This window comes from Stenotrophomonas sp. YJH_SMC_8, from assembly GCF_059371315.1.
Window position 1 is genome coordinate 30,391 of sequence record NZ_JCAFUL010000016.1, and the last position, 26,778, is coordinate 57,168.

The following is a 26,778-nucleotide window of genomic DNA, read 5'->3' on the forward strand; positions in this document are numbered from 1 at the left end:
CGTCGGCATCCCGCACCAATGAAATCGACCTTCCTACCGGACGTGACATGACGCGACTCCCCAATCGCCGCCTGCTGGCCCTCGCCCTCGCCGCCGTCACCGGCGCTCCCGCCCTGGCCCAGGCAGCCGAGCCCTTCACTGTCAGCGACATCCGCGTCGACGGCCTGCAGCGCATCAGCTCGGGCACGGTGTTCACCTACCTGCCGGTGGAACGTGGCGAGACCATCACCGACAACAAGGTCGGCGAGACCATCCGCGCCCTGTACAAGACCGGCTTCTTCGAAGACGTGCAGCTGGACCGCCAGGGCAGCATCCTGGTGGTGACGGTCAAGGAACGCCCGGCGATCAACAAGCTGACCGTGACCGGCAACAAGGACATCAAGTCCGAGCAGCTGCTCAAGGGCCTGTCCGACATCGGCCTGACCGAGGGTGGCACCTTCGACCGCCTGAGCCTGGACCGCGTGACCCAGGAACTGCGCCGCCAGTACAACGACCGCGGCAAGTACACCGTCGAGATCACCCCGACCGTGAGCCCGCTGGACCGCAACCGCGTCGACATCGCGATCGCCATCAAGGAAGGCAAGGCGGCCAAGATCCGCCACGTCAACCTGGTCGGCACCGAGAAGTTCGAGAGCAAGGACATCCTGGAGACCTGGGAGTCCAAGGAGCACAACTGGGCGTCGTGGTACCGCCGTGACGACCAGTACTCCAAGGAAAAGCTGTCCGGCGACCTGGAAAAGCTCAACTCCTGGTACCTGGACCGCGGCTACGTCGATTTCAGCATCGATTCCACCCAGGTTTCGATCAGCCCCGACAAGCGCGACATGTTCCTCACCGCGGGCGTAACCGAGGGTGCGCAGTACAAGATCTCCGAGATCAAGGTCAGCGGCGACACCATCCTCCCGCAGGAGGACGTCGAGCGCATGGTGATCCAGAAGTCCGGCGACACGTTCTCGCGTGCCCTGCTGGAATTCAGCTCTGACACCATCACCAACTCGCTGTCCAACATCGGCTATGCGTTCGCCAAGGTGAACCCGATCCCGACCACCAACCGCGCCGACCAGACCGTGGCCATCAACATGCAGGTCGTTCCGGGCCCGCGCGTGTCAGTGCGCCGCATCCTGTTCCGTGGCAATACCCGCACCTCCGACGAAGTGATGCGTCGGGAAATGCGCCAGTTCGAGAACAGCTGGTACTCGCAGGCCGCGATCGACCGCTCCAAGATCCGCCTGCAGCGCCTGGGCTACTTCGAGTCGGTGGACGTCGAGACCCCGGCCGTCAGCGGCAGCAACGACCAGGTCGACGTCGTCTACAACGTCAAGGAAACCACCTCCGGCAGCTTCGTGTTCGGCCTGGGCTACTCCCAGTCCTACGGCATGACCACCTCGGTGCAGCTGTCGCAGAACAACTTCCTCGGCGGCGGCAACCGCGTGTCGGTCGAAGCCTCGCGCAGCAGCTACCTGCAGCGCTACGGCTTCAGCTACACCAACCCGTACTTCACCGACGACGGCGTGTCGCTGGGCTACAACCTGTCCTGGCGTGAACTGGACTACTCCGACTTCAACACCGCGCAGTACAACAGCACCAATGGTTCTGCGCAGGTGGTGTTCGGCGTGCCGCTGACCGAGACCGATACCGTCTCGCTGATGTTCGGTATCGACAGCAACCAGATCACGACCTACCGTGGCTCGACTCCCGCCTCGATCATCGATTACATCGATGCGGTCGGTTCGCGCACCTTCCATGCCTGGCGCACCGAGCTCGGCTGGGCGCGCGACTCGCGCAACGATTACTTCATGCCGACCCGCGGTACCTACCAGCGCATCGGCCTGGAAACGACCCTGCCAGGTTCGACCATCGAGTACTACAAGCTGAACTACCAGATCAGCAAGTACTGGCCGATCATGCCGTCGCTGGTGATCAACACCCGCGCCGAAGTGGGCTACGGTGATGCCTACGGCAAGGACTACACCCGCACGATCACCGACGCCGACGGCAAAACCCGTACCGTCACCGCCAGCGGCCTACCGTTCTTCGAGAACTTCTACGCCGGTGGTACCAACTCGGTACGCGGCTTCGAGGACAACACCCTCGGTCCGCGCGAAGTGACCCAGGGTTACCCGGAAGGCCAGCCGCTGGGTGGTTCGCTGAAGACCGTCGGTTCGGTCGAAGCCTACTTCCCGCGCCTGTTCGACAGCCCGTCGGCCCGCGTGTCGGCCTTCGTCGACTTCGGTAACGTCTACAACGGCACCAAGAACTTCAAGGCCAACGAGCTGCGCGTGTCCTCCGGTGTCGCCCTGCTGTGGCGCGCCCCGGTCGGCCCGATCTCGATCAGCTACGCGTTCCCGCTGAAGAAGGAAGACGGCGACAAGATCGAACGCCTGCAGTTCACGTTCGGTGGGCAGTTCTGACGAACCGCCCTGCGGTTCATCAGAACTGCACGCGCATCCCTCCTATCCCCCGCGCCGTCGGCGCGCCCCCCTTAACAAAGGGGGGCTCTCCACCAGACGGAGCGCGAAGCGCCGGGCACTGCCCGGCGTTTTCGTTTAGCCCGGATGCGGGAAGCGCGCACCCCGCTTTTGATCTTTTCTGTTTTTCCGTGGCCGGCACTGGCGCCAGACCGTCGAAGGTCGGACGGGGCGGGGCTGCGGGGGTGTGAGCCGCATGGATGCGGCGATCAAGGCTACAGGGACGTACTTGCGCCGTCCCCCGCGGCTCCGCCCCGTCCGACCCGGCCCATGAACCTGGCTCTGCCGGCCACGAGGGGCCTCGCCGTTGGCCGCAGAACGCCCCCCGCATGACCGCAATGGCGTCACACGTTAAACTCCCGCCGTGAATACTCCCACCTACACCGCCCAGCAACTCGCCGAGCAGTTCGGCCTGCAGGTCCATGGCGACCCCGCCACCGCCATCCATGGCGTGGCCACCCTCGCCCATGCCGGTCCTGGCCAGCTGACCTTCCTCGCCAACCCGCGCTACCGCGCCCAGCTGGCAGACAGCCAGGCCTCGCTGGTCGTGCTGCGCGCCGACGATGCCGAGGCCGCCCCCGGCGCCGCGCTCGTGGCCAAGGACCCGTACACAACGTTCGCCAAGATCGCAGCGCTGTTCGACATCGCACCGACGCGCCCGCCGGGCATCCACCCCAGCGCCGTCATCGATCCCAGCGCCCAGGTCGCCGCCAGCGCGCATATCGGCCCGTTCGTCTCCGTCGGCGCACGCAGTGTGGTCGGTGAGAACTGCATCATCGGCACCGGCAGCGTGATCGGCGAGGACTGCAGCCTGGACAGCGGCTGCGAGCTGATCGCCCGGGTCACCCTGGTCACCCGGGTCAAGCTCGGCAAGCGCGTGCGCGTGCATCCGGGCGCCGTGCTCGGCGCCGATGGCTTCGGCTTGGCGATGGACGCCGGCAAGTGGATCAAGGTGCCGCAGCTCGGCGGCGTGCGCATCGGCGACGACTGCGAAATCGGCGCCAACACCTGCGTCGACCGCGGTGCGCTGGAAGACACCGTGCTGGACGAGGACGTGCGCCTGGACAACCTGGTGCAGATCGCGCACAACGTGCAGATCGGCGCGCACTCGGCCATCGCCGGCTGCACCGGCATCGCCGGCAGCGCCAAGATCGGCCGTTACTGCCTGCTCGGTGGCCACGTCGGCGTGGTCGGCCACCTCGAGATCTGCGACAAGGTCGTGATCACCGGCAAGTCGGTGGTCCGCAATTCCATCCATGAGCCGGGCGAGTACTCGTCCGGCACCCCGTTGACCGACAACCGCACGTGGCGCAAGAACGCCGCGCGCTTCAAGCAGCTGGACGCATTGGCTCGCCGCGTCCTGGCTGCTGGCAAGGAGAAAGAATGAACGACACGCTGCAGCTTCCTATCGACGTCTGCCAGATCCAGGAACTGCTCCCGCACCGTTACCCGTTCCTGCTGGTGGACCGGGTGCTTGAACTCGACATCGAGGCCAAGCGCATCCTGGCGCAGAAGAACGTCAGCATCAACGAGCCGTTCTTCCAGGGCCACTTCCCGGGCCGCCCGATCATGCCCGGCGTGCTGATCATCGAAGCGCTGGCCCAGGCCGGTGGCGTGATGACCCAGCTCACGCTCGGCCGCGATGCGCAGTCCAAGCTGTTCTACATGGTCAAGGTGGAAAACGCCCGCTTCAACAAGCAGGTCGTCCCCGGCGACGTGCTGATGCTGGATGTGCAGATGAAGCGCCTGATCCGCAACATGGGCTGGTACTACGGCGAAGCCAAGGTCAACGGTGAAGTCGTTGCCTCGGCCGAGGTCATGTGCGCCGGTGCCAAGGGCTGATCCACGGGAGGCAGCAATGACTGACAACGCACCACGGATCCACCCGACTGCCGTCATCGATCCGGCCGCGCGCCTGGCCGACGACGTCCAGGTCGGCGCGTTCACCCTGATCGGTGCCGATGTCGAAATCGGTGCCGGTACAGTGGTGGGCCCCCACTGCAGCATCCACGGCCCGACGAAGATCGGCCGTGACAACCGCTTCGTGGGCCACGCGGCGGTCGGTGGCGAGCCGCAGGACAAGAAGTTCGCTGGCGAACGCACCGAACTGGTGATCGGCGACCGCAACGTGTTCCGCGAGTTCGTCACCCTGAACCGTGGCACCGGCGGTGGCGGCGGCATCACCACCATCGGCAACGACAACTGGATGCTGGCCTACACGCACGTGGCGCACGACTGCCATGTCGGCAACTTCTGCGTGTTCTCCAACAACACCACGCTGGCCGGCCACGTGACCGTGGGCGACTACGTGATCATCAGCGGCTTCGCCGGTGCCCACCAGTTCTGCCGCATCGGTGCGCACGCCTTCCTCGGCATGGGCGCGCTGACCAATGGCGACGTACCGCCGTTCACCATGGTCGGCACCGATTCGCTGGGCCGCCCGCGCGGCATCAACAGCGAAGGCCTGAAGCGCCGCGGCTTCGATGCCGAGCGCATCTCCGCCATCAAGCGGGCCTACCGCACCCTGTACGTGGCAGGCCTGCCACTGGCCGAAGCCAAGGTGCAGCTGACCGAACAGGCGCGTGACAGCGATGACGTGAAGGCGATGCTGGACTTCATCGAGCACGCCGAGAGGCCCCTGCTGCGATGAGCAGCTCGACCGGCCAGGCGCCGGCCGGCGCTGCCGTGATTCCGCTGGCCTCGATGGCCGGCAGCGTCCCTGCCCAGCGGGTGCTCAGCGAGCGCCCGTTGCGGATCGCCCTGGTGGCCGGTGAGGCCTCCGGCGATCTGCTCGGTGCGGGCCTGGTGCGCGAACTGAAAGCACGCTTTCCCAATGCCGAATTCGCCGGCATCGGCGGCGATGCCATGCGCAGCGCCGGCTGCCAGACCTGGCACGACGCCAGCGAACTGGCGGTGATGGGCCTGACTGAAGTACTGCGCCATCTCCCACGCCTGTTGAAACTGCGTTCGGCGTTCCGCCAGCGTGCGCTGGAATGGCAGCCGGACGTGTTCATCGGCATCGACGCGCCCGACTTCAACCTGGGCATCGAGCGCTGGCTGAAGCAGCGCGGCGTGCGCACCGTGCACTACGTCAGCCCCTCGGTCTGGGCCTGGCGCGAGAAGCGGGCGGAGAAGATCGGCAGCAGCGCCGACCTGGTGCTGTGCCTGTTCCCGATGGAACCGCCGATCTATGCCAAACAAGGCATCGACGCGCGCTTCGTCGGCCACCCGATGGCCGATGACATTCCGCTGCAGGGCAACCGCGAGGAGGCCCGTGCCGCGCTTGGCCTGCCGACCTCGGCCAAGGTGCTGGCAGTGTTGCCAGGCAGCCGCCTGGGCGAGATTTCGCGCCTGGGCGAACCGTTCTTCGAGGCCGCATGGCAGGTCTCCGAACGCATCCCCGGCCTGCACGTGGTGGTGCCCGCGGCCAACCCGGCCTGCAAGCGCCTGATCGAAGAGCAACTGTCACGCTCGGCGCTGCCGGTGGCCTTCTCGCACGTACTCGACGGCGAGGCACGCAACGCGATGATCGCCGCCGATGTGGTGGTGCTGGCCTCCGGCACCGCGACGCTGGAGGCGATGCTGGTCAAGCGGCCGATGGTGGTCGGTTACCGCGTCAACGAGCTGACCTACCGCCTGGTCAAGGCGCTGGGCCTGATCAAGGTCGACCGCTTTGCCCTGCCCAACATCCTGGCCGGCCAGGACCTGGCACCGGAACTGATGCAGCACGACTGCACGCCGGACAAGCTGGCGGCGGCCATCCAGCAGTGGTTCGACCACCCGCAGCGGGTGACCGACCTGCAGGACACCTATGCCCGCCTGCACGAGCGCCTGCGCCGCAATGCCTCGGCCCGCGCGGCCGACGCGGTGGGCGAGCTGCTGATGCGCGACCAGGCCCAGGCATGAGCCGCCGCCACGCCGCAGCAGCCAGCCTGGCCCTGTTCGACGGCGCCGCCGTGGTCGAGCCGGAGCGTCTGGTCGCCGGCGTCGACGAAGCCGGCCGTGGTCCGCTGGCCGGACCGGTCGCGGTGGCAGCAGTGGTATTCGATCCATCCCGGCCGCGCATCAACGGCCTGGACGATTCCAAGCAACTCACCGCAGCCCGCCGCGAGCAGCTGCATGACCGCATCATCGAACGTGCCCTGGCCTGGCACGTGGTGCTGGTGGACGCGGACACCATCGACCGCCTGAACATCTACCAGGCCACCCTGCAGGGCATGCGCGACGTGGTCGCAGCGGTGGCCCACGTGGCCGGCTTCGCCCGCATCGACGGCAACGTCGTGCCCAAGGGTCTGGTGCTGCCGGCGCAGGCCCTGGTCGGGGGTGATGGCATCGACCGTTCGATCATGGCCGCCTCGATCCTGGCCAAGGTCTCGCGCGACCGCTACATGCAGGACGTACACGCCCGCCACCCTCAGTATGGGTTCGAGCAGCACAAGGGCTATGGCACCCCGGCTCACCTGGCCGCGTTGCGCCAGCACGGCCCCTGCGAGGAGCACCGCCGCAGCTTCGCGCCGGTACGCGAGTGCCTGCAGGCCGAGCAGGCCGCCACGATCGCCTGAACAGCCGCCGGGCATGGCCCGGCGCTACCACGGCAATGTGAACGCACCCGGTAGCGCCGGGCCATGCCCGGCGGTATTCGCGCAATCGACGTACCGTCAAGTCCTTGTCGCCTCCCCCCGCCCTCGCTACCCTGACCGGGCACTCCAGCGCTTCCCGACCCCGGCGACGATTCCCCCGTCGGCACCCGGGGCCCGCGCGCTCCAACCTGGTCCGGCATGTCCAACTCCCGCTTCGTACATCTCCACGTCCACACCGAGTTCTCGCTGGCGGACTCCACCATCCGTGTGCCGGCCAAGCCGGACCAGGCGGACCCGAAGAAGGCCAAGCAGGCCAACCTGCTGTCGCGCTCGGTGGAACTCGGCCTGCCCGCATTGGCGGTGACCGACCTCAACAACCTGTTCGCCCTGGTCAAGTTCTACAAGGCCGCCGAAGGCGTGGGCATCAAGCCGATCGCCGGTGCCGACGTGCTGATCGCCGAGGAAGGCCAGGACCCGTGGCGGATGACCCTGTTGTGCCGCGACCGTGAGGGCTACCTGAGCCTGTCGCGACTGCTGACCCGCGCCTGGATGGAAGGCCATCGTCCGGAAGGCGGTGTGGCCATCCACCCGGACTGGCTGAAGGCCGGCAACGCCAACCTGTTCGCGCTGGCCGGCCGGCAGAGCCTGGCCGGGCGCCTGGCGCTGGACGGCAAGCATGAGCTGGCCGAGCAGCAGCTGGCCGACTGGCAGCGCGTGTTTGGCGATGGCCTGCACCTGGAACTGACCCGTACCGGCCGCGAAGGCGAGGAAACCTTCAACCAGTTCGCGCTGATGGCGGCCGGCCAGCGTGGCCTGCCGGTGGTGGCCAGCAATGATGTGCGCTTCCTGTCGCCGACCGATTTCAGCGCGCACGAAGCGCGCGTGTGCATTTCCACCGGCCGCGTGCTGGACGACCCCAAGCGCCCGCGCGAATACAGCGACCAGCAGTACCTGAAGTCGGCCGAGGAGATGTGTGCGCTGTTCGCCGACATCCCCGATGCGATCGACAACACGCTGGCGCTGGCCGAGCGCTGCAACATCGAGATGCGGCTGGGCACCTACTTCCTGCCCAACTACCCGGTGCCCGACGACGAGACCCTGGACACCTGGATCCAGAAGATGTCGCGCGATGGCCTGGAAGAGCGCCTGGAGAAGAATCCGCTGGCGCCGGGCAAGACCCGCGAAGAGTACTTCGAGCGCCTGGAATTCGAGCTCAACACCATCATCAAGATGGGCTTCCCAGGCTACTTCCTGATCGTGGCCGACTTCATCCAGTGGGGCAAGAACCAGGGCATCCCGATCGGCCCGGGCCGCGGTTCGGGTGCCGGTTCGCTGGTGGCGTGGGCGCTGAAGATCACCGATCTGGACCCGCTGCCGTACAACCTGCTGTTCGAGCGCTTCCTGAACCCGGAACGCGTGTCGATGCCCGACTTCGACATCGACTTCTGCATGGACCGCCGCGACGAGGTGATCGACTACGTCGCGCGCAAGTACGGGCGCGAGCGCGTCAGCCAGATCATCACCTACGGCACCATGGCCGCCAAGGCGGTGGTGCGCGACTCCGGCCGCGTGCTCGGTTTCCCCTACGGCCTGGTCGACGGCGTCTCCAAGCTGATCCCGAACATCCTCGGCATCCACCTGAAGGATGCACTGGGCAAGGGCAAGGAAGGCCCCAGCTCGGAAATGGCCTCGCCGGAGCTGATCCAGCGCTACGAGACCGAGGACGATGTCCGCGACCTGATCGACCTGGCGCTGCAGCTGGAAGACCTGACCCGCAACGCCGGCAAGCACGCCGGTGGCGTGGTGATCGGGCCCGAACCGCTGAGCGAGTTCTGCCCGCTGTACGCCGAACACGACGAGAACGGCCTCGGCAAGAACCCGGTCACCCAGTTCGACAAGAACGACGTGGAAGAAGTGGGCCTGGTGAAGTTCGACTTCCTCGGCCTGCGCACGCTGACCATCATCGACTGGGCGGTGAAGGCGATCAACAAGCGCCACGAACGCGCGGGCATCCCGCCGGTGGACATCGCCGCGATTCCGCTCGACGACACGCCCACCTACAAGGACATCTTCGCCAACGGCAATACCGGCGCGGTGTTCCAGTTCGAATCCTCGGGCATGCGCCGCCTGCTGAAGGACGCGCGCCCCGACCGCTTCGAAGACCTGATCGCGCTGGTGTCGCTGTACCGCCCCGGCCCGATGGACCTGATTCCCTCCTTCAACGCGCGTAAGCACGGCCAGGAAGAAATCATCTATCCCGATCCGCGCACCGAAGCGATCCTGAAAGACACCTACGGCATCATGGTGTACCAGGAGCAGGTGATGCAGATGGCGCAGATCGTCGGCGGCTACTCGCTGGGCGGCGCCGACCTGCTGCGCCGTGCGATGGGCAAGAAGGTGCCGGCCGAAATGGCCAAGCACCGCGAGATCTTCCGCGAGGGCGCGGCCAAGGACGGCGTGGACGAAGCCAAGGCCGATGCGATCTTCGACCTGATGGAGAAGTTCGCCGGCTACGGCTTCAACAAGTCGCACGCCGCCGCCTACGCGCTGGTCAGTTACCAGACCGCGTGGCTGAAGCGCCATTACCCGGCCGAGTTCATGGCCGCGACGCTGTCGTCCGACCTGGACAACACCGACAAGGTGGTCGGCTTCCTCGACGAAGTACGCAACCTCGGCCTGACCGTGCTGCCGCCGAAGGTGAACCAGTCGGCCTTCATGTTCGAAGCGGTCACCCCGGACACCATCCAGTACGGCCTGGGCGCGATCAAGGGCGTCGGCCAGGGCGCCTGCGAAGCGGTGGTCGACGAGCGCCTGAAGGGCGGCGAGTACAAGGACCTGCTCGACTTCTGCACCCGCGTCGGCTCGGCCAAGCTCAACCGGCGCACGCTGGAAGCGATGATCAACTGCGGTGCGCTGGACGAGCTCGGTCGCAACCGTGCCTCGCTGATGCTGCAGCTGCCGGAGGTGATCAAGGCCACCGACCAGATGGCACGCGAGCGTGCTTCGGGGCAGAACTCGCTGTTCGGCGGCCCGGACCCGAGCGCGACCACAATCCAGCTGGACCTGCCCGAGGCCGAGGAATGGCCGTTGCTGCAGCGCCTGAACGGCGAGCGCGACACGCTGGGCTTCTACCTCAGCGGCCACCCGTTCGATCCCTGGCGCGATGATGTGCGCGACTTGGTCGGCAACGATCTGGGCTCGGTGGAGAAGATCTGGAGCGCCAACAGCGGTGGCGGCGGTGGCGGCGAAAAGCGCTGGCGCCCGGAAGTGCAGACCGTGCTGGCCGGCCAGGTGGTCGGCGTGCGCCGCAAGGGCGAGAGCCAGATCTTCATCCAGCTGGAAGATGGCCGCGGCCGCGTCGAGTGCAGCGCGTTCTCCGACGCGATGGCCGAGTTCGGCCACCTGATGACCAAGGACCGCATCCTGGTGGTCAAGGGTGGCCTGCGCGAGGACGAATTCAACGGCGGCTACGCATTGCGCATCCGCCAGTGCTGGGACTTCGATGAGGTCTGCGCCAACTACGCCACGCGGCTGTCGCTGCGCCTGGACCTGCGCCAGCAGCGCCCGGTCTGGGAGCGCATCGACGCCCTGCTCGACCGCCATCGCCCCGGACGCACCCCCCTGCGCCTGGACCTGCTGCTGAAGGGTCCGCAGGGCGGCGTCGCCGGCATGCTCGATGTCTCCGGGCAAAGCGCGGTGCGCATCGATTCCAAGTTGATGGAGGCGCTGCGCGCCGACCCGGCCGTGCGCACGCTGAAGGTGCGCTACAGCCCACCGTGGGCCAGCTGAGGCTGGCTCCCTGGTTTTCCTGAACCCCCTGTTTCCCCGTTCCAAGTATCAAGGACGATTGCCCATGAAGACCCTGCTGTTCCCGTTTGCCGCCGCTCTGGCCCTGGCCGCCTGCTCGCCGTCGAAGATCGAGTTCCAGATCGACAACCCGACCGACACGCCGCTGGCACTGAGCATCGATGGCAAGGACCTGCCGGTGGCCGCACAGGGTTCGCGCCCGATCTCGCTCGCCGTCGGTGAGCACCGCCTGCACACCGACAAACTGGGCGACGTGCGCTTCATCGTCTACGTCGATGGCCGCGGCGGACTGATCAACCCGACCCTGAGCGAGTACGTGGTCGCCCGCGAGATCTACGTCACCGACGAGAGCAAGCTGAAGAACTTCGGCACCGGCAAGGCCGGCATCGAGCTGGGTGGCGTCGACTTCGAAGGCCCGTTCGAGAAGCACCACGAACTGTTCATCGACAAGACCTGGACCTACGGCGTGCGCGAGCCCTTCCCGAAGGAAAAGGTGGTGGCCCACGTCGACTCCAGCGGTGGCCAGATCGTGGCCAAGGTGTTCACCGCCCCCGACTTCATCGCCTACGTCGAAGAAGGCATGGGCGAGCCGGGTGCGTTCAAGCGCGAGCAGCCGGCCGGCTACGTGGCCCCGGCCTACAGCCTGGAACCGGCCCCGGCCAGCCTGCCGGCGCTGGTACCGGCCTTCGAGACCCACGCCGGGCCGCTGCGCGAGGTCTATGCGCACTGGCTGAAGGCCACCACCGCCGATGAACAGAAGGCCCTGCGCAAGCAGGACTTCGCCGCGCAGATGGCCTTCACCTCGGCCACCGCCACGCTGGGCAGCGGGCTGGGCCGGGAGGCCAACGAGGCCTACAACGACTTCGTCTCCCAGCGCAGCCAGTTGATGGGCCGCAGCGCCCTGGTGGTGCCCTGAACTGACTGGCGCCCCCTGCCTGGCTGCGCTACCGTCGCCTTCCAGACGAGGGCGTACGGGTGGTTTGCACGCATTCGGCTAGAATTCCCCTCTTCTTTACACGACGGCTTCCGATGAATCCGAACTACCTCGACTTCGAGCAACCCATCGCCGACCTGGAAGCCAAGATCCAGGAACTGCGCAACGCCAGTGCCGGGCCGGCGGTCAATGTCGAGGCGGAAGTGCACGCGCTGCAGGACAAGCTGCGCATGCGCACCGCGCAGATCTTCCGCAACCTGACCTCGTGGCAGGTGCTGCAGCTGGCCCGCCACCCGTCGCGCCCGTACACCGCCGACTACCTGCGCATCATCTGCGATGAGTTCCAGGAACTGGCCGGTGATCGCGCCTTCGCCGACGACAAGGCCATCATGGGCGGCCTGGCCCGCATCAATGGCCGTTCCGTGATGGTGATCGGCCACCAGAAGGGCCGCGACACCAAGGAAAAGATCAAGCGCAACTTCGGCATGCCCAAGCCGGAGGGCTACCGCAAGGCCCTGCGCCTGATGAAGATGGCCGAGCGTTTCGGCCTGCCGGTGCTGACCCTGATCGACACCGCCGGCGCCTGGCCGGGCATCGACGCCGAATCGCGCGGCCAGTCCGAAGCGATCGCACGCAACCTGATCGAGATGGCCGAACTGAAGGTGCCGATCATCTGCACCGTGATCGGTGAAGGCGGCTCCGGCGGCGCGCTGGCGCTGGGCGTGGGCGACCGCACCGTGATGCTGGAGTACTCGGTGTACTCGACCATCACCCCGGAAGGCTGCGCCTCGATCCTGTGGAAGGACGCCGGCAAGGCCAAGGACGCTGCCGAGCAGCTGGGCCTGACCGCCCCGCGCCTGAAGAGCCTGGGCCTGGTCGACAAGGTCGTGCGCGAGCCGACAGGTGGCGCCCACCGCAACCCGACGCAGATGGCCAAGCGCCTGAAGGCCGTGCTGCTGAACGAACTGGATGCGCTGGAAAAGCTGTCCACCGAGCAGCTGCTGGAGCAGCGCTACGCGCGCCTGCGCAGCTACGGCACCTACGAAGCCGCCTGAGGTAGTGCCGGCCGCTGGCCGGCAGCATCCGGGTAATTGCACAAACGAAAGAGCCGGGCAGATGCCCGGCTCTTTCGTTTGTGCCCTCACGGCATCCACGCATGGCGCGGATCTACCTGGCGTGTCCACGCATGGCGCGGATCTACCCGCTGGGTCAGAACGGCTTGGCCAGCACCAGCCACACGATCGGAATGAACGCCAGCAGCGGGATCTCGTTGATCCAGCGCAGCGCGCGCGAGGACGGCAGCGCGCGGCCCTTGGCCACGCCCTTCAGCAGGCGACCGATCCAGATGAAGTACGCCAACAGCAGCACCACCAGCCCCAGCTTGGCATGCAGCCAACCGGCGCCGCCCGGCGCGACCATGGTCGGGAATTCCGGAATGACCCTGTAACCCAGCCACAGCACCAGGCCCAGCAGGAAGGCCAGGCCGAACATCGAATGACCGAAGCGGTACAGGCGCAGCCCCATCAGCTGCAGGCGCTCGGTCACGGCCGGCTGGCCTGCGGTCTCGGCCAGGTTCACCAGGATGCGCGGCAGGTAGAACACCGTCGCCATCCAGGCCACCACGAACACGATGTGGAAGGTCTTGACCCAGTAGTAGCTCTGCATGCGCTTGCTCCGGCGGCTGGCGTGGATGGGCGGCCATTCTCGCATGCCGTGGCGAAGCCGCCGCAGGCACGTACGCCGCGACACATCGACGCATGGCGCGTCGCAACACCGTACGATAGGCGCCGTTTTCCCCGATCGCGCACCGCCCCATGGACAAGACCTACGACGCCGCCTATTTCCAACGCTGGTACCGCCGTGCCGACATCGGCGGCAGCGCCCGCCTGGCGCGAAAGGTCGCCCTGGCCGTGGCCAGTGCCGAGTACTACCTGGAACGACCGATCCGCAGCGTGCTGGACATCGGCTGCGGCGAAGGCGCCTGGCGCGCACCGCTGCTGAAGCTGCGTCCGAAGGTCGAATACCTGGGCTTCGACAGCAGCGAGTACGCTGTTCGCCGCTACGGCAGGACCCGCAACCTGCACCTGGCCAGCTTCGGCGATTTCGCCTGGCTGCGGCCCTGCGCTCCGGTCGACCTGCTGGTCTGCTCGGACGTGATGCACTACGTGCCCGACCGCGAGCTGCGCGCCGGCCTGGCCGGACTGTCCGAACTGACCGGAGGGGTAGCCTTCCTGGAAACCTTCGCTGCCGAGGACGCGTTCGAGGGCGACCACGACGGCTTCCAGGATCGCCCGGCGCGCTGGTACCGCCGCACGCTGGGCCGGCATGGCCTGCAGCCGGTAGGGTCGCACTGCTGGCTGGGCCCCGCCCTGGCAGGCGACGCGGCGGCGCTGGAACAGGCGTGAATCCGGATTCATTATTTTCAGCCGACTTAACCTGCGGGACACCCGGATGGGATATGCTGCGCGGCAACATATGACCATACATATTCGGTCGTCATGCTCTATCAACTGCACGAACTGACCCGCAACCTGCTCGCCCCCTGGGTGCACCAGGCCCAGGCCAACGCCAGGTTCTTCGCCAACCCGGGCCACTGGTGGTCGCAGATGCCGGGTGCCGATCGCCTGGCCGCGGTCAACGAGTTGTTCCATCGCATCGGCAAGGATTACGAGAAGCCCGAATGGGGCATCAACGAAATCGATGTCGATGGCGAGCGCGTGCCGATCGTCGTGCACGAAGAAGTGAGCAAGCCGTTCTGCAAGCTGCTGCGCTTCAAGCGCCACAGCAATGAAGCCGACCAGCTGCACACCATGCTCAACCAGCCGTTCGTGCTGGTGGTAGCGCCGCTGTCCGGCCACCACGCCACCCTGCTGCGCGATACCGTGCGCACCCTGCTGCGCGACCACCGCGTGTACGTCACCGACTGGGTGGATGCGCGCATGGTGCCGGCCAGCGAAGGCGAGTTCGGCCTGGACGACTACATCGCCTACATCCAGGAATTCATCCGCCACCTCGGCGTGGAGCGCCTGCACGTGGTCAGCGTGTGCCAGCCGACCGTGCCGGTGCTGGCCGCGGTTTCGCTGATGGCCAGCCGTGGCGAACCGACGCCGCGCACGCTGGTGATGATGGGTGGCCCGATCGATGCGCGCTGCAGCCCGACCGCAGTGAACAACCTGGCCACGCAGAACCCGCTGTCGTGGTTCGAGAACAACGTCATCCACACCGTGCCGCCGAGCTATCCCGGCGCCGGCCGTCGCGTGTACCCGGGCTTCCTGCAGCATGCCGGCTTCCTGTCGATGAACCCCAGCCGTCATTTCAGCTCGCACTGGGATTTCTATACCGACCTGGTCAAGGGCGACCTGGAAGACGCCGACGCGCACCGTCGTTTCTACGACGAATACAACGCCGTGCTGGACATGCCGGCCAAGTACTACCTGGATACCATTTCCGTGGTGTTCCAGGACTTCCTGCTGCCGCGTGGCGAGTGGGTGGTCAACGGCGAGAAGGTCGATCCGTCTGCCATCCACGATACCGCGCTGCTGAGCATCGAAGGCGAGCTGGACGACATCGCCGGCCTCGGCCAGACCGAAGCGGCACAGGCACTGTGCACCGGCATCAGCGCTGACCGCCGTGAGCATTTCATCGTGGGAGGTGCCGGGCACTACGGCATCTTCAGCGGCCGCCGCTGGCGCGAAGTGGTGTATCCGAAGGTGCGCGACTTCTTCGCCGCGCATGCCGAAGCACCGGCGGCGAAGGCGACGAGGAAGAAGAGCAACGTCACCCCGCTGCGGCGCAAGGCGGGGTAAGTCCCCGCTCTGCCCGGAAGCCCGGGGTCGGATCCTTTTCCAACGGAAAGGGCTCTGACCCCAGTTCGACCGGATCCGGGGTCAGAGCCCTGTTCTGCGAACGGGGATCCGACCCCGACCGCTTACAGCCGCACCAGCAGGTTCTTGGCGATCAACCCATGCAGCTTGCCGATGCCGCGTGCCAGATGCATCGTCAACAGCAGCAGCAGCACGCCCACCGCCGCGATCACGATGCCCACCAGCGGCGACGCCGCCATCGGCAGCACGTTCACGCCGTCGACGTACACGCCCGGAATCTCGCCACTGAAGATCGCCGCCACCGGCGCCCAGATCAGGCCCAGCGACAGCGACAGCAGCGTCACCGCGATGGTGAAGTAGATGACGCCCAGCGGCAGCATCAGCACGAAGTACAGCAGCGTCAGCCAGGTGCGGCCGTCGGTGAACATGTCGCCGATGCGCTGCAGCCAGGTACGGCTGCGGTCGGTGTAACGCGGACGGCGCGGCATGCGCTCGCCCAGCAGCGCCTCCACCAGCCGCCCTTCCAGCAGCGCCAGCCCGCGCACCGAGCCGAAGAACAGCACGGTCAGCGGAATGCCGACGATCAGGATCAGCAGGCCCAACGACAATGACAGGCCGGTCACCACCCAGGTGAAGAAGAAGATGCCGGTAGCCAGCGACAGCAGCATGTAGAACAGCGCGCCGTAGGTATGCGGATCGGCCACCACGCCAAAGAAGCGCGCCAGCAGCGAGCGTTGCTCCGGCGCCGGCGGCGGTGCGGCCGGCTCGACGCCACTGGCTTCGGCCGCCGCACGCAGTACCGGCGCGGTATCCGCACGCGGCGTACGCAGCGCGCGGTTCACCGTCACTTCGGTCTCGCGGTAGATCTCGGCCACTTCGTCCGGCGCACCGTAGCTGCCGGCCACGTCGGCGATCACCTCGGCCTCGCTGCGGCCGGGCTGCGCGGCCAGCTCCGAGCGCAGGTACTCCTCGGCGTCGTACAGCGCGTCCTGCACCATCGCCGGGTCGGCGCCTTCCAGCGCCGCGCGTAGCTGCGCCAGGTACTGCGGGATGGTGGTCGGCAGGGCGCGGCCTGCCAGGCTCGGGTCGTTCATTGCGGTACCCCCTCCAACACGGAATCGACGGAATCGCGGGTGGCCTGCCAGGCCTGGCGCCACTGCGCCAGCACCTCGCGGCCACGTTCGTTGATGCGGTAGTAGCGCCGTGGCGGCCCGCTGCTGGACGGCTCCACATGGCTTTCCAGCAGGCCGGCACCTTCCAGGTTGCGCAGCACCGGGTACAGCGCGCTCTGCTTGCCGCTCAGCACCCCCTCGCCCACGCGCTCCAGCTCCTTGGCGATCAGGTAGCCGTACAGCGGCTCCCCGGCCCGGGCCAGCACCGCCAGCAGGGCCAGCGACACCGTTCCGGCGCTCAGCTCCTTCTGGAACTTCTTCAGGTGGACATCGTCTTCGACCATGACCGGCCCTCCACTACGTTGAAGTCCACAGTAGTGCGAAGTTCGGTATAGCGAATGTGTCGTTAGTCACTCTGCCGGTTGGCGAGGGCCGGATGACCACCTGGCCGGCAGGCCCATTGGCTTGCTTGTCCCTCTGCGAGCCGCGGCATACCGTCACCTTCCAACAGCGCAGCGGCTGATCCAGCTCCTGCGAGCACGACGGTCCCGGGAGTATCCACTTATGACTGAGTTTTATTATTGCGACTTCTGGTTTGGCGCAAAGAAGTCCGCCCGAAACATAATCAGTGAATCCGAAGCCAAATCGAGACATGAGAGCCAGGCTCGCTATACGGTTCTCGTTGGCTCCCCCAACACGCCATCCGCGATTATCGATGTGCTGTTGGACAAAGAAATGATTGGCGTCGACTTTCTGGATGAACATCTAAGGGAGCGCCTGACGTATCAATTCCAGCAGGTAGCGCCGGGAAATCTGTTCCTGAGCATGGCGGTACATAGAACGTTCGATGAGAAGAGTGGCGGCATTGCCGAAGGGACCAGCTACCTCTTCAATGAAGATGGTCGGCTTACGATAACCAGGGAGAATTTTTCACCTCATCATCTGGAAGAGTCTTCAACTACGCACGATCCGACAGGCAACTATGAACCTGTTCCTGTCTTCGGCCATTATTCCGGTCTAATTGCAGAAGAAAGATAGGCGTTGATGCCAGACCGATTGGATTGTCCAAGAGGCGGCGCGCAGGCTGACGCGATTGCCCTACATCTCGCTTGGCGATGTGGTCTCTAGTCGCGCAGAATCGAAGCCTCGTTCATGTTCCGGGGATCCCATGCCGCACCGCCGTCGCCTTGCCCTGACCGCCCTCGCCCTGGCCTGCCTGCTGCCCTCGCTGGCCAGCGCGGCCACCCCGTACCGCAGCCCACAGCAGATCCTCGACGCTTCGGCGGCCAGCGACTGGCGCACCCCGGACCCGGCCAACCTGCTGTACATGGACCTGCCGGCGGGGCGGGTGATCATCGAGCTGGCGCCGCAGTTCGCCCCGCGGCACGTGGCCAACATCCAGACCTTCGCCCACGAGCACTTCTGGGACGGCACCAGCATCTACCGCTCGCAGGACAACTTCGTTGTGCAGTTCGGCGATGCCGACGCCGATGACGCGGCCAAGGCCAAGCCGTTCGGCAGCGCCGTGCGCAAGCTGCCGGCCGAGTTCGAACGTGCCAGCACCGGCCTGAAGGTGAGCGTACTGCCGGATCGCGATGGCTGGGCGGCACAGACCGGCTTCGTCGACGGCTTCCCGGTCGGCCAGGACCCGCAGGCGGGCAAGGCCTGGCTGGCGCATTGCTACGGCATGCTCGGCGCCGGCCGCAGCAACGAGGAAGACAGCAGCATCGGCGCCGAACTGTACGTGGTGACCGGCCAGTCGCCGCGCCAGCTGGACCGCAACATCACCCTGGTCGGCCGCGTGCTGAAGGGCATGGAGCTGCTCAGCGCGATCCCGCGCGGACCGGCGCCGATGGGCTTCTACACCGACCCGAAGCTGCGTACGCCGATCGTGTCGATCCGCCGCGCCAGCGACGTGCCGGCGGCCGAGCGCACGCCGATCCAGGTGCTGCGTACCGATTCGAAGACCTTCGCCGATACGGTGGAGGCGCGGCGCAATCGCGTGGACGATTTCTACAAGCGCCCGGCGGGGCATATCGATCTTTGCAATATCCCGGTGCCGGTGCGGTAGCGCCGGGCCATGCCCGGCGAGCATGGCGCCGAGTTGGCAATGCAAGGCGGAAAGCATCCACGCATGGCGTGGATCTACTGTAGAGCCGAGCCAATGCTCGGCTGTGCATTGCCTCAGCCCTTCTGACTCACCGCCACACTACCCAGGATCAACCCGCCGGCAATCAACATCTGCACCGTCACCGCCTCACCCAGGAACAACCACGCAAACGCCGCGCCGAACAGCGGAATCAGGTAGGTCACCGTCGACGCGCGTGACGGGCCAATGCGGCCGATCAGGCGGTAGAACATCAGGAAGGCCAGGCCGGTGCAGGCCACGCCCAGCGCAATCGCTGCGCCCCAGGCTTTCAGAGGAATGGCCGCCTGCGGCCAATGGCTCACCGCCATCGGCAGCATCCACAGCGAAGCGCACGACAACGTCGCTGCCGCAGCCGCTGCCGATGGCAGGCCGGTCATGTGCCGCTTCACCAGGTTCACGCCCAGGCCGTACAACAACGACGCCGCAGCGCCGGCGATCACCGCGGTGCCGATGCTCAGTCCGGACACCTTGGCCGTGGCCAGCACAACCACGCCGGCGAAGCCGACCAGCAAGGCGCCGGCGCGGCGCATGCCGATCTTCTCGCCGAAGAACAGGAAAGCGATCAACGCGGCGAACAGCACGGTCATCGCATTGCAGATCGCGCCGATCGCCGCCGGTGCCTGCTCCGCCGCATAGGCGAACAGCACGAACGGCAGCGCCGAGTTGATCAGCCCGATCGGTGCCAGCCAAAGCCAGCGACGCGGCGGGAACTGGGCGCGGGCACGCCACAGGAACGGCAGCAGTACCAGCGCACCCAGCACCAGCCGCACCTCGACCAGCGCGAACGGGCCGAACGACGGCACTGCCACGCGCATGAACAGGAACGAGCAGCCCCAGATGGCGCCCAGCAGGGTCAACTCCAGCGGTGTGCGCCAATCGCGCTCGGCCGCCTGTGGGACCGCATTCATGCCTTGCCTCCGTCCATCGTCAATTCCTCGCCAAGGCGGACAGGATCGGGCGCAGACGCCCGCGGCACAAGCGCGTAGTATCGCTGCCAGCCACAAATATGGTTTGAGGCTGGACATGCAGCTACGCCCTTCCCTGCTCCCCGCACTGGCCGTGTTCGCGGTCGCCGCACGCCACCAGAACTTTGCCCAGGCCGCACAGGAACTGCACCTGACCGCCAGCGCGGTCAGCCACCATGTGCGTCGCCTGGAAGAGGTGCTGGAGACCCGGCTGTTCCTGCGCCACGCCCGCGGCGTGCGCCTGACCGCCGAAGGCCGGCAGCTGGCCGACGCCGCCAGCGCCGCGTTTACCGACGTCGCGGCGGTTGCCCACCACCTGCACCCCGATGCCGACAGCGTGCCGCTGCGGATCACCACCCTGCGCTCGCTGTCCTACTGCTGGCTGTTGCCACGCCTGCCGCGCTTCACCCAGGCGCATCCGCATATCCGCATCGAACTGCACACCGGTAGCGGGCTTGATCGCTACGATGACAACGGCCCAGAGGTCGGCATACGCTACGGACTGGGCCAGTGGCCCGGCCTGCGCGCGCAGCACCTGATGGACGACTATCTGTTCCCGGTGGCCTCACCCGCGCTGGCCGGCGTCGAAACCCTGGACGACCCGGCGCGCATCGCCGAGCTGCCGCTGCTGACCGACCTGTCGCCGCAGGGGTGGCGCGACTGGTTCCGCCATGCCGGCGTGCGCCCGCCCTCACCGCTGCCACCGATGCACACCTTTGCCGACAGCACCGATGCGATGCGTGCGGCGGTGTACGGCATGGGCGCGGTGCTGGCACGCACCCACGTCGCCCAGCCCTACCTGCAGCGCTATGAAGTGGTGCGCCTGCCCGGCCCTGCGCTGAAGGCCCGTTACGCCTACTACGTGGTGCATGCCGAAGGGCAGCCGCCGAGCCCTGCGGCACGCCTGTTCATCGACTGGCTGCTGGAGCAGGCGCAGGACGAGCGCACGCCGATTCCCGCGCTGCCGGACAGTCTGCTGGGGCGCCCGGCCACGCGCGGCTGACTGCGCCCTCACCCGCTCTTTGCTTCGCGCTGGCTAGGCTGCAGGCGAACCCTTCCACGTGCCCCTGACATGAGCCTGCTGCGACTGCGCATCACCGGAACCGAAGACGACGCCCGCGCCATCAGCGATCTGCTGCTTGGCCTGGAGGGCATCGAGCATGTCGAGGAAACCGACGACCTGATGCCGCACATGGATGACGACGATTCCAGTTCGGCCGGGCTGTCCGATGACATCGGTCCGGGCATCCACGAACTGGAAGTGGAAGTCGGCAACGAAAGCACCGCGCAGAAGGTGCGTGACGCGGTGCAGGAGCTGGCGCTGGAACTCGATGTGTTCATCGAGTACGAAACCGACGAAGGGTGAGTGTCCGCCGGGCGTGGCCCGGCGCTACGTTCTGCAAATTCCGGTAGCGCCGGGCCATGCCCGGCGACCGTGCGCGATTACGGCGCGCGACGGCGGCGACGCCACCACGCCCGCACGCCCCATCCTGCAATCAACGCCAGTACCGCGACCGGCAGCAATGCGGCCGCCGCACGGATCAGGAACGCGATACTGGTGCTGAGGATGCTGCCCGATTCGCTCAGTGCCTCACCGATCTCGCTGCGGCTGCGCTGCCCCGAGGTGGTGCCGAAGTGCATCGTCACCAGCTGGGTATCGATGCGCCGGCGCTGCTGCGCCGAATCCTTGTTGGCCTGTTCGACGCCCGCCTCGATCTCCGAAAGCCGCGTGGTGATCGCCATCAGGTCTTCGATCTTCAGATCCTTGCGGTCCTGGTAGGACAGCAGCCGCGCGTGTTCCTTCTCCAGCCGTGCCTTGGTCAGGGCGGTATCGGCCACCTGCTGCGCGAGGTCTTCGGCGCGCGTGCTGCGCGATTGCAGCTTGCCGCCTTCGCCCGCCATCGCGATCAACGGTTCGGTGCCCTTCGGTGCAATGCGGACCTTGACCTCGCCGCTGGGCTGCTCGCCACTGCGCTGATCAACCTGCAGCACCGCACAATCCCCGAACTTCGCGCTTTGGCAGGCCTGCGCCACCTGCTGGATGCGCGGTGCGATCTGCGCAGCGTCCAGCTGTATCTGCACGTCATGCTCGTAGGCCAGGAACGCACCTTCCGGCGAAGCGACCGCGGCTTCGGCACCGCCTCCGGCATCGGCCGCGACGTCGCCATGCTTTCCGCACGCTGCCAGCGCCAGCAGCAGCACCGGCATTGCTGCCATGCGCGTCCACGCGCACACCGGCCTCACAGTGCGGCTCCGTCGTAGGAACTCACCGCCAGCGTGGCCAGATCCACTGCAGGCACACAGCGCACATTCACCGCCACCATCGGCGTGCCGGTGCGCGGGTCGACCGCTTCGCTGTAGGGAGCGATGCCGCATTCGCGGCAGTGGTGATGGTCGATGTGGGCCTTGTTGAAGTGGTAGGTGGCCACGTCCGCCGGATCGGTAGTCAGATGGAATGCCTCGCGCGGGGCGAACCACAGCAGGCTGCCACGGCGGCGGCACATCGAGCAGTTGCAGTCGATGACGTCGCTGATCGGCGCCTCGGCCTGTACGGTGAATGCGATCCTGCCGCAATGGCAGCTTCCCTGGTATTCCATGTCCTGTGCTCCGCTGGAGGGTCCGTGTCTGTGCCATGGTAATCCTATGGCACGGGGACAAAGCAGCTCCGGGGCCCTATGCTCGGAGTTTGACCCCGTACAGGAACGCCGATGCGCCCGCATCTTCTTGCCCTTGCCCTGGTCGCTGCCCTGGCCGGTTGCCAGCCGGCCGACGCCCCGACCAACGCTTCCACCCCGACCGCCAGCCAGCAGGCCGGTGACGCGGCGGTCGATGCGGCCTTCGCCGATCTGTCCAAGCGCGCCCTGGATACCTGGATGCAGCTGTCCCCGGTCAGCGCCACCCAGATCGGCGACCACCGCTACGACAGCGAGCTGGACGACCTCAGCGCCGCCGGCCAGCAGAGGACCGTGGCCGCCTACAAGGCGCTGCTGGGCGAGTTGGACAAGATCGAGGTGGCCAAGCTGGGCCGCGAGAACCAGGTGGACGCGGCGATCCTGCGCAACCAGCTGCAGTCGGAAATCTGGAATGCCGAAGTGCTGCAGTCGGGCAAGTGGGACCCGCAGCTGTACAACGGCATCGCCGGCAGCGCGATCTACGGCCTGATGGCGCGTGAATTCGCGCCGCTGCCGGAGCGCCTGAAGTCGGCCACTGCACGCATGGAGAAACTGCCGGCGATCTTCGCCCAGGCCCGCGAGAACCTGGATCCGGCGCGCGTGCCGAAGATCCATGCCGAGACCGTGGCCAAGCAGAACAAGGGCATCCTCAGCATCGTCGATACCTTCATCACCCCGCACATCGGCGAACTGCCGCAAGCCGACCAGCAGCGCCTGCAGGCCGCCATCGACGGCCTGAAGAAGGCCGTGGACGAGCAGCAGACCTGGCTGGACAAGACCCTGGTGCCGAACGCCCAGGGTGATTTCCGCATTGGTGCTGAAAAGTACGACCAGAAGCTGAAGTTCGCGCTGAGTTCGTCGCTGTCGCGCCAGGAGATCGGTGAGCGTGCGCGCGCCGAACTCAAGCGCGTGCGCGAAGACATGTACGGCATCGCGCAGACCGTGCTGAAGGACAAGCCGGGTGCGCCGGAGATGCCGGCCAAGCCGACCGACGAGCAGCAGCAGAAGGCGATCGAGGCCGCGCTGGAACTGGCCTACGCCGACAAGCCGGCACGCGACAAGGTGGTCGACGATGCCAAGGCCGCGCTGGAGCAGTCCACCGCCTTCGTGCGCGAGCACGACCTGGTGACCCTGCCCGACGCGCCGGTGGACATCATCCTGATGCCGGAATTCCAGCGTGGCGTGGCCGTGGCCTACTGCGATTCGCCGGGCCCGCTGGACAAGAACCTGAAGACCTTCTACGCCGTGTCGCCGATTCCGGACGACTGGAATGAGAAGCAGGTCGACTCGTTCCTGCGTGAATACAACTCGCGCATGATCCACCTGCTCAGCATCCACGAAGGCACCCCGGGCCACTACCTGGAAGGCTGGCACTCGGCCAAGTTCCCCTCCACTCTGCGTGCGGTGCTGCGTTCGGGCCTGTTCGCCGAAGGCTGGGCGGTCTACACCGAGCGCATGATGCAGGAGCAGGGTTACCTCAACAACGATCCGCTGTTCCACCTGGTGCAGCTGAAGTTCTACCTGCGCACCATCTCCAACGCGATCCTCGACCAGGGCGTGCACGTGGACAACTGGGATCGCGAAAAGGCGATGCACCTGATGACCCACGACGCGTTCCAGCAGGAAAGCGAGGCGGCCGGCAAGTGGGTGCGTGCACAGCTGACCTCGGCGCAGCTGCCGACCTACTTCGTCGGCGCGCAGGAGCACTTCGACACCCGCAAGGCGGTGCAGGAGAAGCTGGGCGACAAGTTCAACCTGAAGGCGTACCACGACCAGGTGCTGTCCTACGGCGCACCGCCGGTGCGTTTCGCACGCCAGCTGATGCTGGACCAGCCGATCGAATGATCGGGGTGGTGTAAGTTGCAAACGGAACGGCCCGGGAAAACCCGGGCCGTTTCTACATGCGGTGGCGGGAGCCGCGGCTGCATCACGCACCGGCAACATGCACGGGCGCATCGTTCGCCGGGTTCCCCCTTCCACCAGCGTCCATGTCTCTCCCCCTGTTCCGTCTTGCACTGCTGCCCACGCTGCTGGCCAGCGCCTGTGCCTTCGCCGCCTGCCCTCCACCACCGCCCGGCCAGCCCGACATCCGTGCCCTGGGCTACTACACCGACAAGGCCGGCTCGGTGATCGACCCGGCACTGCACCAGCAGAATCATGACGCCACCGCGCCACTGGACCGCTATGCCGCCGACGTGGCACGCATGAGCGACGATTACCTGCGCAACGGTGACCCGGCGGCGGCGCAATGCACGCTGGCATGGCTGGGTGCATGGGCAGACGGAGGCGCGATGCTCGGGCAGATGATCCGGGTCAACAACGACCAGTCGTTCTACATGCGGCAGTGGATGCTCGATGCCGTGGCGATGGCCTACCTGAAAGTGCACGACCAGGCCGACCCGCAGCAGCGCGCGCGCATCGATCCGTGGCTGCAACAGCTGGCACGCGCCAACCTGGCCTACTGGGACAACCCGAAACGGCGCCGCAACAACCACTACTACTGGGGCGGCCTGGGCGTGCTGGCTACCGGCCTGGCCACCGATGACCAGGCCCTCTGGCAGGCCGGCCACGCGGCCTTCCAGAAGGGCATCGATGACATCCAGGACGATGGCAGCCTGCCGCTGGAAATGGCCCGCGGACAGCGTGCCCTGCACTACCACGACTACGCGCTGGCGCCACTGGTGATGATGGCCGAACTGGCGCGGCTGCGCGGCCAGGACTGGTACGCCAGCCGCGATCACGCCATCGACCGCCTGGCACGCCGGGTGATCGAAGGCAGCAGCGACCCCGCGTGGTTCAACGCACGCACCGGCGTCGCACAGCTGCCACTGAAGGCCAGCGGCTGGGTCGAGTTCTATCGTCTGCGCTCACCGGATGGCGGCCTGTTCGATGCGGCACATGCACGTGGACCGTTCCACTCACCGCGGCTGGGTGGCGACCTTACGCTGATGGCCGCGCACGGCATCGTGCGCACGCCCCTGCGCTAGCCGCGTGCGTCAGCGCATCGCCCGCTGCAGCAGCTGCCGGAACTGCGCGCTGCTGCAGCCCTGTGCACTACAGCCCGGCAAGGACAGTGCGACGCGGCCCGGCGGCTGCACCTCGGTCAGCGGCAGCGCATCGCGCAGCTGCCCGGTGGTGGGATAGACGTAGGACACGCGGAAACGCTCCAGGCCACTGCGACGCTCGCGCCAGCGCTCGAACTGCAGCAGGCCTCCGATCGGCGTCTTCTCGTACTGGCCCGGCAGCGTGTAGTCAGCGATTCCCAACGCAGCCAGCACGGAGCCGATGTTGGAATCGTGACCGACCAGCAGGGTCACCTTCGGTGACGCCGGATCCTTGAACAGCGCCTCTACCCGTGCCAGCAGCGGTGCGGCCACATCACGAGCAACTTCAGGAGTACCGAACAGGATGTCCTGGTAGCGATTGCGGATCTGCGCCAGCGCCTGCCATTGCGCCTCGTTGTTCAAGCGGCCCCAGCCTTCGCGCGGAATGCCACTTCCCTGGTAATGCTCCATCAGCAGCGCGTCCACCACCCCGCTGGCCAGCGCCAGTGAACCCGAAGCGCGAGGCTCGTTGCCCGGCTCCGCACTGAAGGTGGTATCGGCCAGCGTCAGATGGCAGTCGCCGCGGCCGGTACACGCCGCCGACTCCGGGTAGCGGGTGACCACCTCGACCACCACCAGTGCCGGCGCCAGGTCCACGTCGGTCAGCGCTTGCTGCATTGCCGACAGCGCGCGCTCGCGGAAGGCCGTGTCTCCGTTGTGGATCACCGGATTGAACAAGGGATCCATCGTGCCGAGCGGCATGCGCTGCTCGATCGCAACGTGGCAGCCCGGGAAGGCACCGGCAACGAAGAACTGTGCGGTGGCCTGGGTTCGCTGCAGGCTGTTGGCGTGTGCGTGGAAGTCATCCGGCTTCGGGCAGCCCGTTGCCGGCAGCAGCTGCGCCTGGCGCAGCCACTGGCCGATGTAGCGGCCCATGTAGACCTCGAGCACACCGCCCTTGGTGGTCAGCTCGCCTGCACCTACGTCCCAGCCTGGCCAGCGTTCCGGAGTGGCATTGGCCAGCGCGCCCGACGCCACCACCGGCGCGCGCAGGCTGTGGCGGCTGAGCAGGATGACCTGCTCAAGCTGCTCGTCTGCGACGGGTGCAGCAATCGCGGTCGCAGTGCTCACGCCCAGCGCGAGCGCCAGCAACAGGGAGCGTAGGGGGCGGATCATGCAGGTCTCCAGAAGCACGCTGGGGTCAGAGCCCTTTGCCTCGCAAA

General features: G+C 66.7%; 24 protein-coding genes. 17 read left to right on the top strand and 7 right to left on the bottom strand.

Annotated features, from left to right (window positions below; genetic code table 11):
* Nucleotides 1–47: 47 nt before the first annotated feature.
* The 9 genes from bamA to AC5P88_RS17160 all read left to right on the top strand — a co-directional run bounded on the left by bamA (nucleotide 48) and on the right by AC5P88_RS17160 (nucleotide 12,844).
* Entirely contained in the window at nucleotides 48–2,411 is a 2,364-nt protein-coding gene (gene bamA, locus AC5P88_RS17120) for an outer membrane protein assembly factor BamA (protein WP_495225588.1), read from the top strand.
* A 421-nt stretch (nucleotides 2,412–2,832) separates the two neighbouring features.
* Nucleotides 2,833–3,855, top strand: coding sequence for a UDP-3-O-(3-hydroxymyristoyl)glucosamine N-acyltransferase (gene lpxD / locus AC5P88_RS17125; protein WP_106550362.1), 1,023 nt, complete (start codon nucleotides 2,833–2,835; stop codon nucleotides 3,853–3,855).
* Nucleotides 3,852–4,310: a 3-hydroxyacyl-ACP dehydratase FabZ gene (fabZ, locus tag AC5P88_RS17130; RefSeq protein ID WP_012479607.1), complete on the top strand. Its 459-nt coding sequence runs from the start codon at nucleotides 3,852–3,854 to the stop codon at nucleotides 4,308–4,310. Before lpxD ends, fabZ begins: the two co-directional genes overlap by 4 nt.
* Before the next feature lie 16 nt (nucleotides 4,311–4,326).
* Entirely contained in the window at nucleotides 4,327–5,118 is a 792-nt protein-coding gene (lpxA, locus tag AC5P88_RS17135) for an acyl-ACP--UDP-N-acetylglucosamine O-acyltransferase (RefSeq protein ID WP_049426783.1), read from the top strand.
* 53 nt (nucleotides 5,119–5,171) lie between these two features.
* Nucleotides 5,172–6,374, top strand: a complete 1,203-nt coding sequence (gene lpxB, locus AC5P88_RS17140; RefSeq protein ID WP_106550395.1) for a lipid-A-disaccharide synthase — start codon at nucleotides 5,172–5,174, stop codon at nucleotides 6,372–6,374.
* Nucleotides 6,371–7,030, top strand: coding sequence for a ribonuclease HII (gene rnhB / locus AC5P88_RS17145; protein WP_106550363.1), 660 nt, complete (start codon nucleotides 6,371–6,373; stop codon nucleotides 7,028–7,030). The genes lpxB and rnhB overlap by 4 nt, the downstream gene beginning before the upstream one ends.
* A gap of 216 nt (nucleotides 7,031–7,246) precedes the next feature.
* The gene (dnaE, locus tag AC5P88_RS17150; RefSeq protein ID WP_286075365.1) at nucleotides 7,247–10,837 is read left to right on the top strand and encodes a DNA polymerase III subunit alpha; all 3,591 of its coding nucleotides are present in this window, start codon (nucleotides 7,247–7,249) and stop codon (nucleotides 10,835–10,837) included.
* 64 nt (nucleotides 10,838–10,901) lie between these two features.
* Complete coding sequence (locus AC5P88_RS17155) at nucleotides 10,902–11,771, top strand: hypothetical protein (protein WP_106550365.1); 870 nt, start codon at nucleotides 10,902–10,904, stop codon at nucleotides 11,769–11,771.
* Between the two features lie 113 nt (nucleotides 11,772–11,884).
* The gene (locus AC5P88_RS17160) at nucleotides 11,885–12,844 is read left to right on the top strand and encodes an acetyl-CoA carboxylase carboxyltransferase subunit alpha (RefSeq protein ID WP_106550366.1); all 960 of its coding nucleotides are present in this window, start codon (nucleotides 11,885–11,887) and stop codon (nucleotides 12,842–12,844) included.
* Between the two features lie 154 nt (nucleotides 12,845–12,998).
* Here the strand turns inward: AC5P88_RS17160 and AC5P88_RS17165 are convergent, their stop codons facing one another.
* Complete coding sequence (locus AC5P88_RS17165; protein ID WP_106550367.1) at nucleotides 12,999–13,454, bottom strand: CopD family protein; 456 nt, start codon at nucleotides 13,452–13,454, stop codon at nucleotides 12,999–13,001.
* 149 nt (nucleotides 13,455–13,603) lie between these two features.
* On the opposite strand from AC5P88_RS17165, the gene AC5P88_RS17170 reads away from it, so the two are divergent.
* On the top strand, nucleotides 13,604–14,194 hold the full coding sequence (locus AC5P88_RS17170; protein WP_495225589.1) for a class I SAM-dependent DNA methyltransferase: 591 nt from the start codon (nucleotides 13,604–13,606) through the stop codon (nucleotides 14,192–14,194).
* Nucleotides 14,195–14,287: 93 nt separating this feature from the next.
* Complete coding sequence (locus AC5P88_RS17175) at nucleotides 14,288–15,595, top strand: polyhydroxyalkanoate depolymerase (protein WP_495225590.1); 1,308 nt, start codon at nucleotides 14,288–14,290, stop codon at nucleotides 15,593–15,595.
* A 122-nt stretch (nucleotides 15,596–15,717) separates the two neighbouring features.
* Here the strand turns inward: AC5P88_RS17175 and AC5P88_RS17180 are convergent, their stop codons facing one another.
* Both AC5P88_RS17180 and AC5P88_RS17185 read right to left on the bottom strand, forming a co-directional pair.
* Nucleotides 15,718–16,707, bottom strand: coding sequence for a sensor domain-containing protein (locus AC5P88_RS17180; RefSeq protein WP_495225591.1), 990 nt, complete (start codon nucleotides 16,705–16,707; stop codon nucleotides 15,718–15,720).
* Entirely contained in the window at nucleotides 16,704–17,069 is a 366-nt protein-coding gene (locus tag AC5P88_RS17185) for a PadR family transcriptional regulator (RefSeq protein WP_021203665.1), read from the bottom strand. Before AC5P88_RS17185 ends, AC5P88_RS17180 begins: the two co-directional genes overlap by 4 nt.
* A gap of 220 nt (nucleotides 17,070–17,289) precedes the next feature.
* Between AC5P88_RS17185 and AC5P88_RS17190 the strand changes: the two genes are divergently transcribed.
* Nucleotides 17,290–17,763, top strand: coding sequence for a lytic transglycosylase (locus AC5P88_RS17190; RefSeq protein WP_146146985.1), 474 nt, complete (start codon nucleotides 17,290–17,292; stop codon nucleotides 17,761–17,763).
* A gap of 130 nt (nucleotides 17,764–17,893) precedes the next feature.
* Nucleotides 17,894–18,796, top strand: coding sequence for a peptidylprolyl isomerase (locus tag AC5P88_RS17195; RefSeq protein WP_106550371.1), 903 nt, complete (start codon nucleotides 17,894–17,896; stop codon nucleotides 18,794–18,796).
* A gap of 113 nt (nucleotides 18,797–18,909) precedes the next feature.
* Here the strand turns inward: AC5P88_RS17195 and AC5P88_RS17200 are convergent, their stop codons facing one another.
* Nucleotides 18,910–19,782: a DMT family transporter gene (locus AC5P88_RS17200; protein ID WP_106550372.1), complete on the bottom strand. Its 873-nt coding sequence runs from the start codon at nucleotides 19,780–19,782 to the stop codon at nucleotides 18,910–18,912.
* A 115-nt stretch (nucleotides 19,783–19,897) separates the two neighbouring features.
* On the opposite strand from AC5P88_RS17200, the gene AC5P88_RS17205 reads away from it, so the two are divergent.
* Nucleotides 19,898–20,842 (top strand): LysR substrate-binding domain-containing protein, encoded by a 945-nt coding sequence (locus AC5P88_RS17205; protein ID WP_106550373.1) that lies wholly within the window; start codon nucleotides 19,898–19,900, stop codon nucleotides 20,840–20,842.
* 69 nt (nucleotides 20,843–20,911) lie between these two features.
* A complete protein-coding gene (locus tag AC5P88_RS17210) occupies nucleotides 20,912–21,205 on the top strand; it encodes a hypothetical protein (RefSeq protein ID WP_106550374.1) in 294 nt (97 codons plus the stop codon).
* Nucleotides 21,206–21,282: 77 nt separating this feature from the next.
* On the opposite strand, the gene AC5P88_RS17215 is transcribed toward AC5P88_RS17210, so the two are convergent.
* Both AC5P88_RS17215 and AC5P88_RS17220 read right to left on the bottom strand, forming a co-directional pair.
* Nucleotides 21,283–22,056: a DUF4349 domain-containing protein gene (locus AC5P88_RS17215; protein WP_106550375.1), complete on the bottom strand. Its 774-nt coding sequence runs from the start codon at nucleotides 22,054–22,056 to the stop codon at nucleotides 21,283–21,285.
* 23 nt (nucleotides 22,057–22,079) lie between these two features.
* Nucleotides 22,080–22,436, bottom strand: coding sequence for a GFA family protein (locus AC5P88_RS17220; protein WP_106550376.1), 357 nt, complete (start codon nucleotides 22,434–22,436; stop codon nucleotides 22,080–22,082).
* 111 nt (nucleotides 22,437–22,547) lie between these two features.
* Here AC5P88_RS17220 and AC5P88_RS17225 point away from each other — a divergent pair, with 111 nt between their 5' ends.
* Together AC5P88_RS17225 and AC5P88_RS17230 are read left to right on the top strand one after the other, a co-directional pair.
* Nucleotides 22,548–24,356 (top strand): DUF885 domain-containing protein, encoded by a 1,809-nt coding sequence (locus tag AC5P88_RS17225; protein ID WP_495225592.1) that lies wholly within the window; start codon nucleotides 22,548–22,550, stop codon nucleotides 24,354–24,356.
* 143 nt (nucleotides 24,357–24,499) lie between these two features.
* Nucleotides 24,500–25,498, top strand: a complete 999-nt coding sequence (locus AC5P88_RS17230; RefSeq protein ID WP_495225593.1) for a polysaccharide lyase — start codon at nucleotides 24,500–24,502, stop codon at nucleotides 25,496–25,498.
* A 9-nt stretch (nucleotides 25,499–25,507) separates the two neighbouring features.
* Here AC5P88_RS17230 and agp read toward each other — a convergent pair whose 3' ends face one another.
* A complete protein-coding gene (gene agp, locus AC5P88_RS17235) occupies nucleotides 25,508–26,731 on the bottom strand; it encodes a bifunctional glucose-1-phosphatase/inositol phosphatase (protein ID WP_495225594.1) in 1,224 nt (407 codons plus the stop codon).
* Between the last annotated feature and the right edge of the window lie 47 nt (nucleotides 26,732–26,778).

What these genes read in the sequence shown, in the direction of transcription:
- AC5P88_RS17160 (WP_106550366.1), top strand. Translation starts at nt 11,885, where the DNA reads ATGAATCCGAACTACCTCGACTTCGAGCAACCCATCGCCGACCTGGAA.
- dnaE (WP_286075365.1), top strand. Translation starts at nt 7,247, where the DNA reads ATGTCCAACTCCCGCTTCGTACATCTCCACGTCCACACCGAGTTCTCG.
- AC5P88_RS17190 (WP_146146985.1), top strand. Translation starts at nt 17,290, where the DNA reads ATGACTGAGTTTTATTATTGCGACTTCTGGTTTGGCGCAAAGAAGTCC.
- lpxB (WP_106550395.1), top strand. Translation starts at nt 5,172, where the DNA reads ATGGCCGGCAGCGTCCCTGCCCAGCGGGTGCTCAGCGAGCGCCCGTTG.
- AC5P88_RS17175 (WP_495225590.1), top strand. Translation starts at nt 14,288, where the DNA reads ATGCTCTATCAACTGCACGAACTGACCCGCAACCTGCTCGCCCCCTGG.
- agp (WP_495225594.1), bottom strand. Translation starts at nt 26,731, where the DNA reads ATGATCCGCCCCCTACGCTCCCTGTTGCTGGCGCTCGCGCTGGGCGTG.
- AC5P88_RS17155 (WP_106550365.1), top strand. Translation starts at nt 10,902, where the DNA reads ATGAAGACCCTGCTGTTCCCGTTTGCCGCCGCTCTGGCCCTGGCCGCC.
- AC5P88_RS17165 (WP_106550367.1), bottom strand. Translation starts at nt 13,454, where the DNA reads ATGCAGAGCTACTACTGGGTCAAGACCTTCCACATCGTGTTCGTGGTG.
- AC5P88_RS17195 (WP_106550371.1), top strand. Translation starts at nt 17,894, where the DNA reads ATGCCGCACCGCCGTCGCCTTGCCCTGACCGCCCTCGCCCTGGCCTGC.
- AC5P88_RS17180 (WP_495225591.1), bottom strand. Translation starts at nt 16,707, where the DNA reads ATGAACGACCCGAGCCTGGCAGGCCGCGCCCTGCCGACCACCATCCCG.
- AC5P88_RS17200 (WP_106550372.1), bottom strand. Translation starts at nt 19,782, where the DNA reads ATGAATGCGGTCCCACAGGCGGCCGAGCGCGATTGGCGCACACCGCTG.
- rnhB (WP_106550363.1), top strand. Translation starts at nt 6,371, where the DNA reads ATGAGCCGCCGCCACGCCGCAGCAGCCAGCCTGGCCCTGTTCGACGGC.
- AC5P88_RS17230 (WP_495225593.1), top strand. Translation starts at nt 24,500, where the DNA reads ATGTCTCTCCCCCTGTTCCGTCTTGCACTGCTGCCCACGCTGCTGGCC.
- lpxA (WP_049426783.1), top strand. Translation starts at nt 4,327, where the DNA reads ATGACTGACAACGCACCACGGATCCACCCGACTGCCGTCATCGATCCG.
- AC5P88_RS17185 (WP_021203665.1), bottom strand. Translation starts at nt 17,069, where the DNA reads ATGGTCGAAGACGATGTCCACCTGAAGAAGTTCCAGAAGGAGCTGAGC.
- AC5P88_RS17210 (WP_106550374.1), top strand. Translation starts at nt 20,912, where the DNA reads ATGAGCCTGCTGCGACTGCGCATCACCGGAACCGAAGACGACGCCCGC.
- AC5P88_RS17215 (WP_106550375.1), bottom strand. Translation starts at nt 22,056, where the DNA reads ATGGCAGCAATGCCGGTGCTGCTGCTGGCGCTGGCAGCGTGCGGAAAG.
- AC5P88_RS17220 (WP_106550376.1), bottom strand. Translation starts at nt 22,436, where the DNA reads ATGGAATACCAGGGAAGCTGCCATTGCGGCAGGATCGCATTCACCGTA.
- AC5P88_RS17225 (WP_495225592.1), top strand. Translation starts at nt 22,548, where the DNA reads ATGCGCCCGCATCTTCTTGCCCTTGCCCTGGTCGCTGCCCTGGCCGGT.
- AC5P88_RS17170 (WP_495225589.1), top strand. Translation starts at nt 13,604, where the DNA reads ATGGACAAGACCTACGACGCCGCCTATTTCCAACGCTGGTACCGCCGT.
- bamA (WP_495225588.1), top strand. Translation starts at nt 48, where the DNA reads ATGACGCGACTCCCCAATCGCCGCCTGCTGGCCCTCGCCCTCGCCGCC.
- AC5P88_RS17205 (WP_106550373.1), top strand. Translation starts at nt 19,898, where the DNA reads ATGCAGCTACGCCCTTCCCTGCTCCCCGCACTGGCCGTGTTCGCGGTC.
- fabZ (WP_012479607.1), top strand. Translation starts at nt 3,852, where the DNA reads ATGAACGACACGCTGCAGCTTCCTATCGACGTCTGCCAGATCCAGGAA.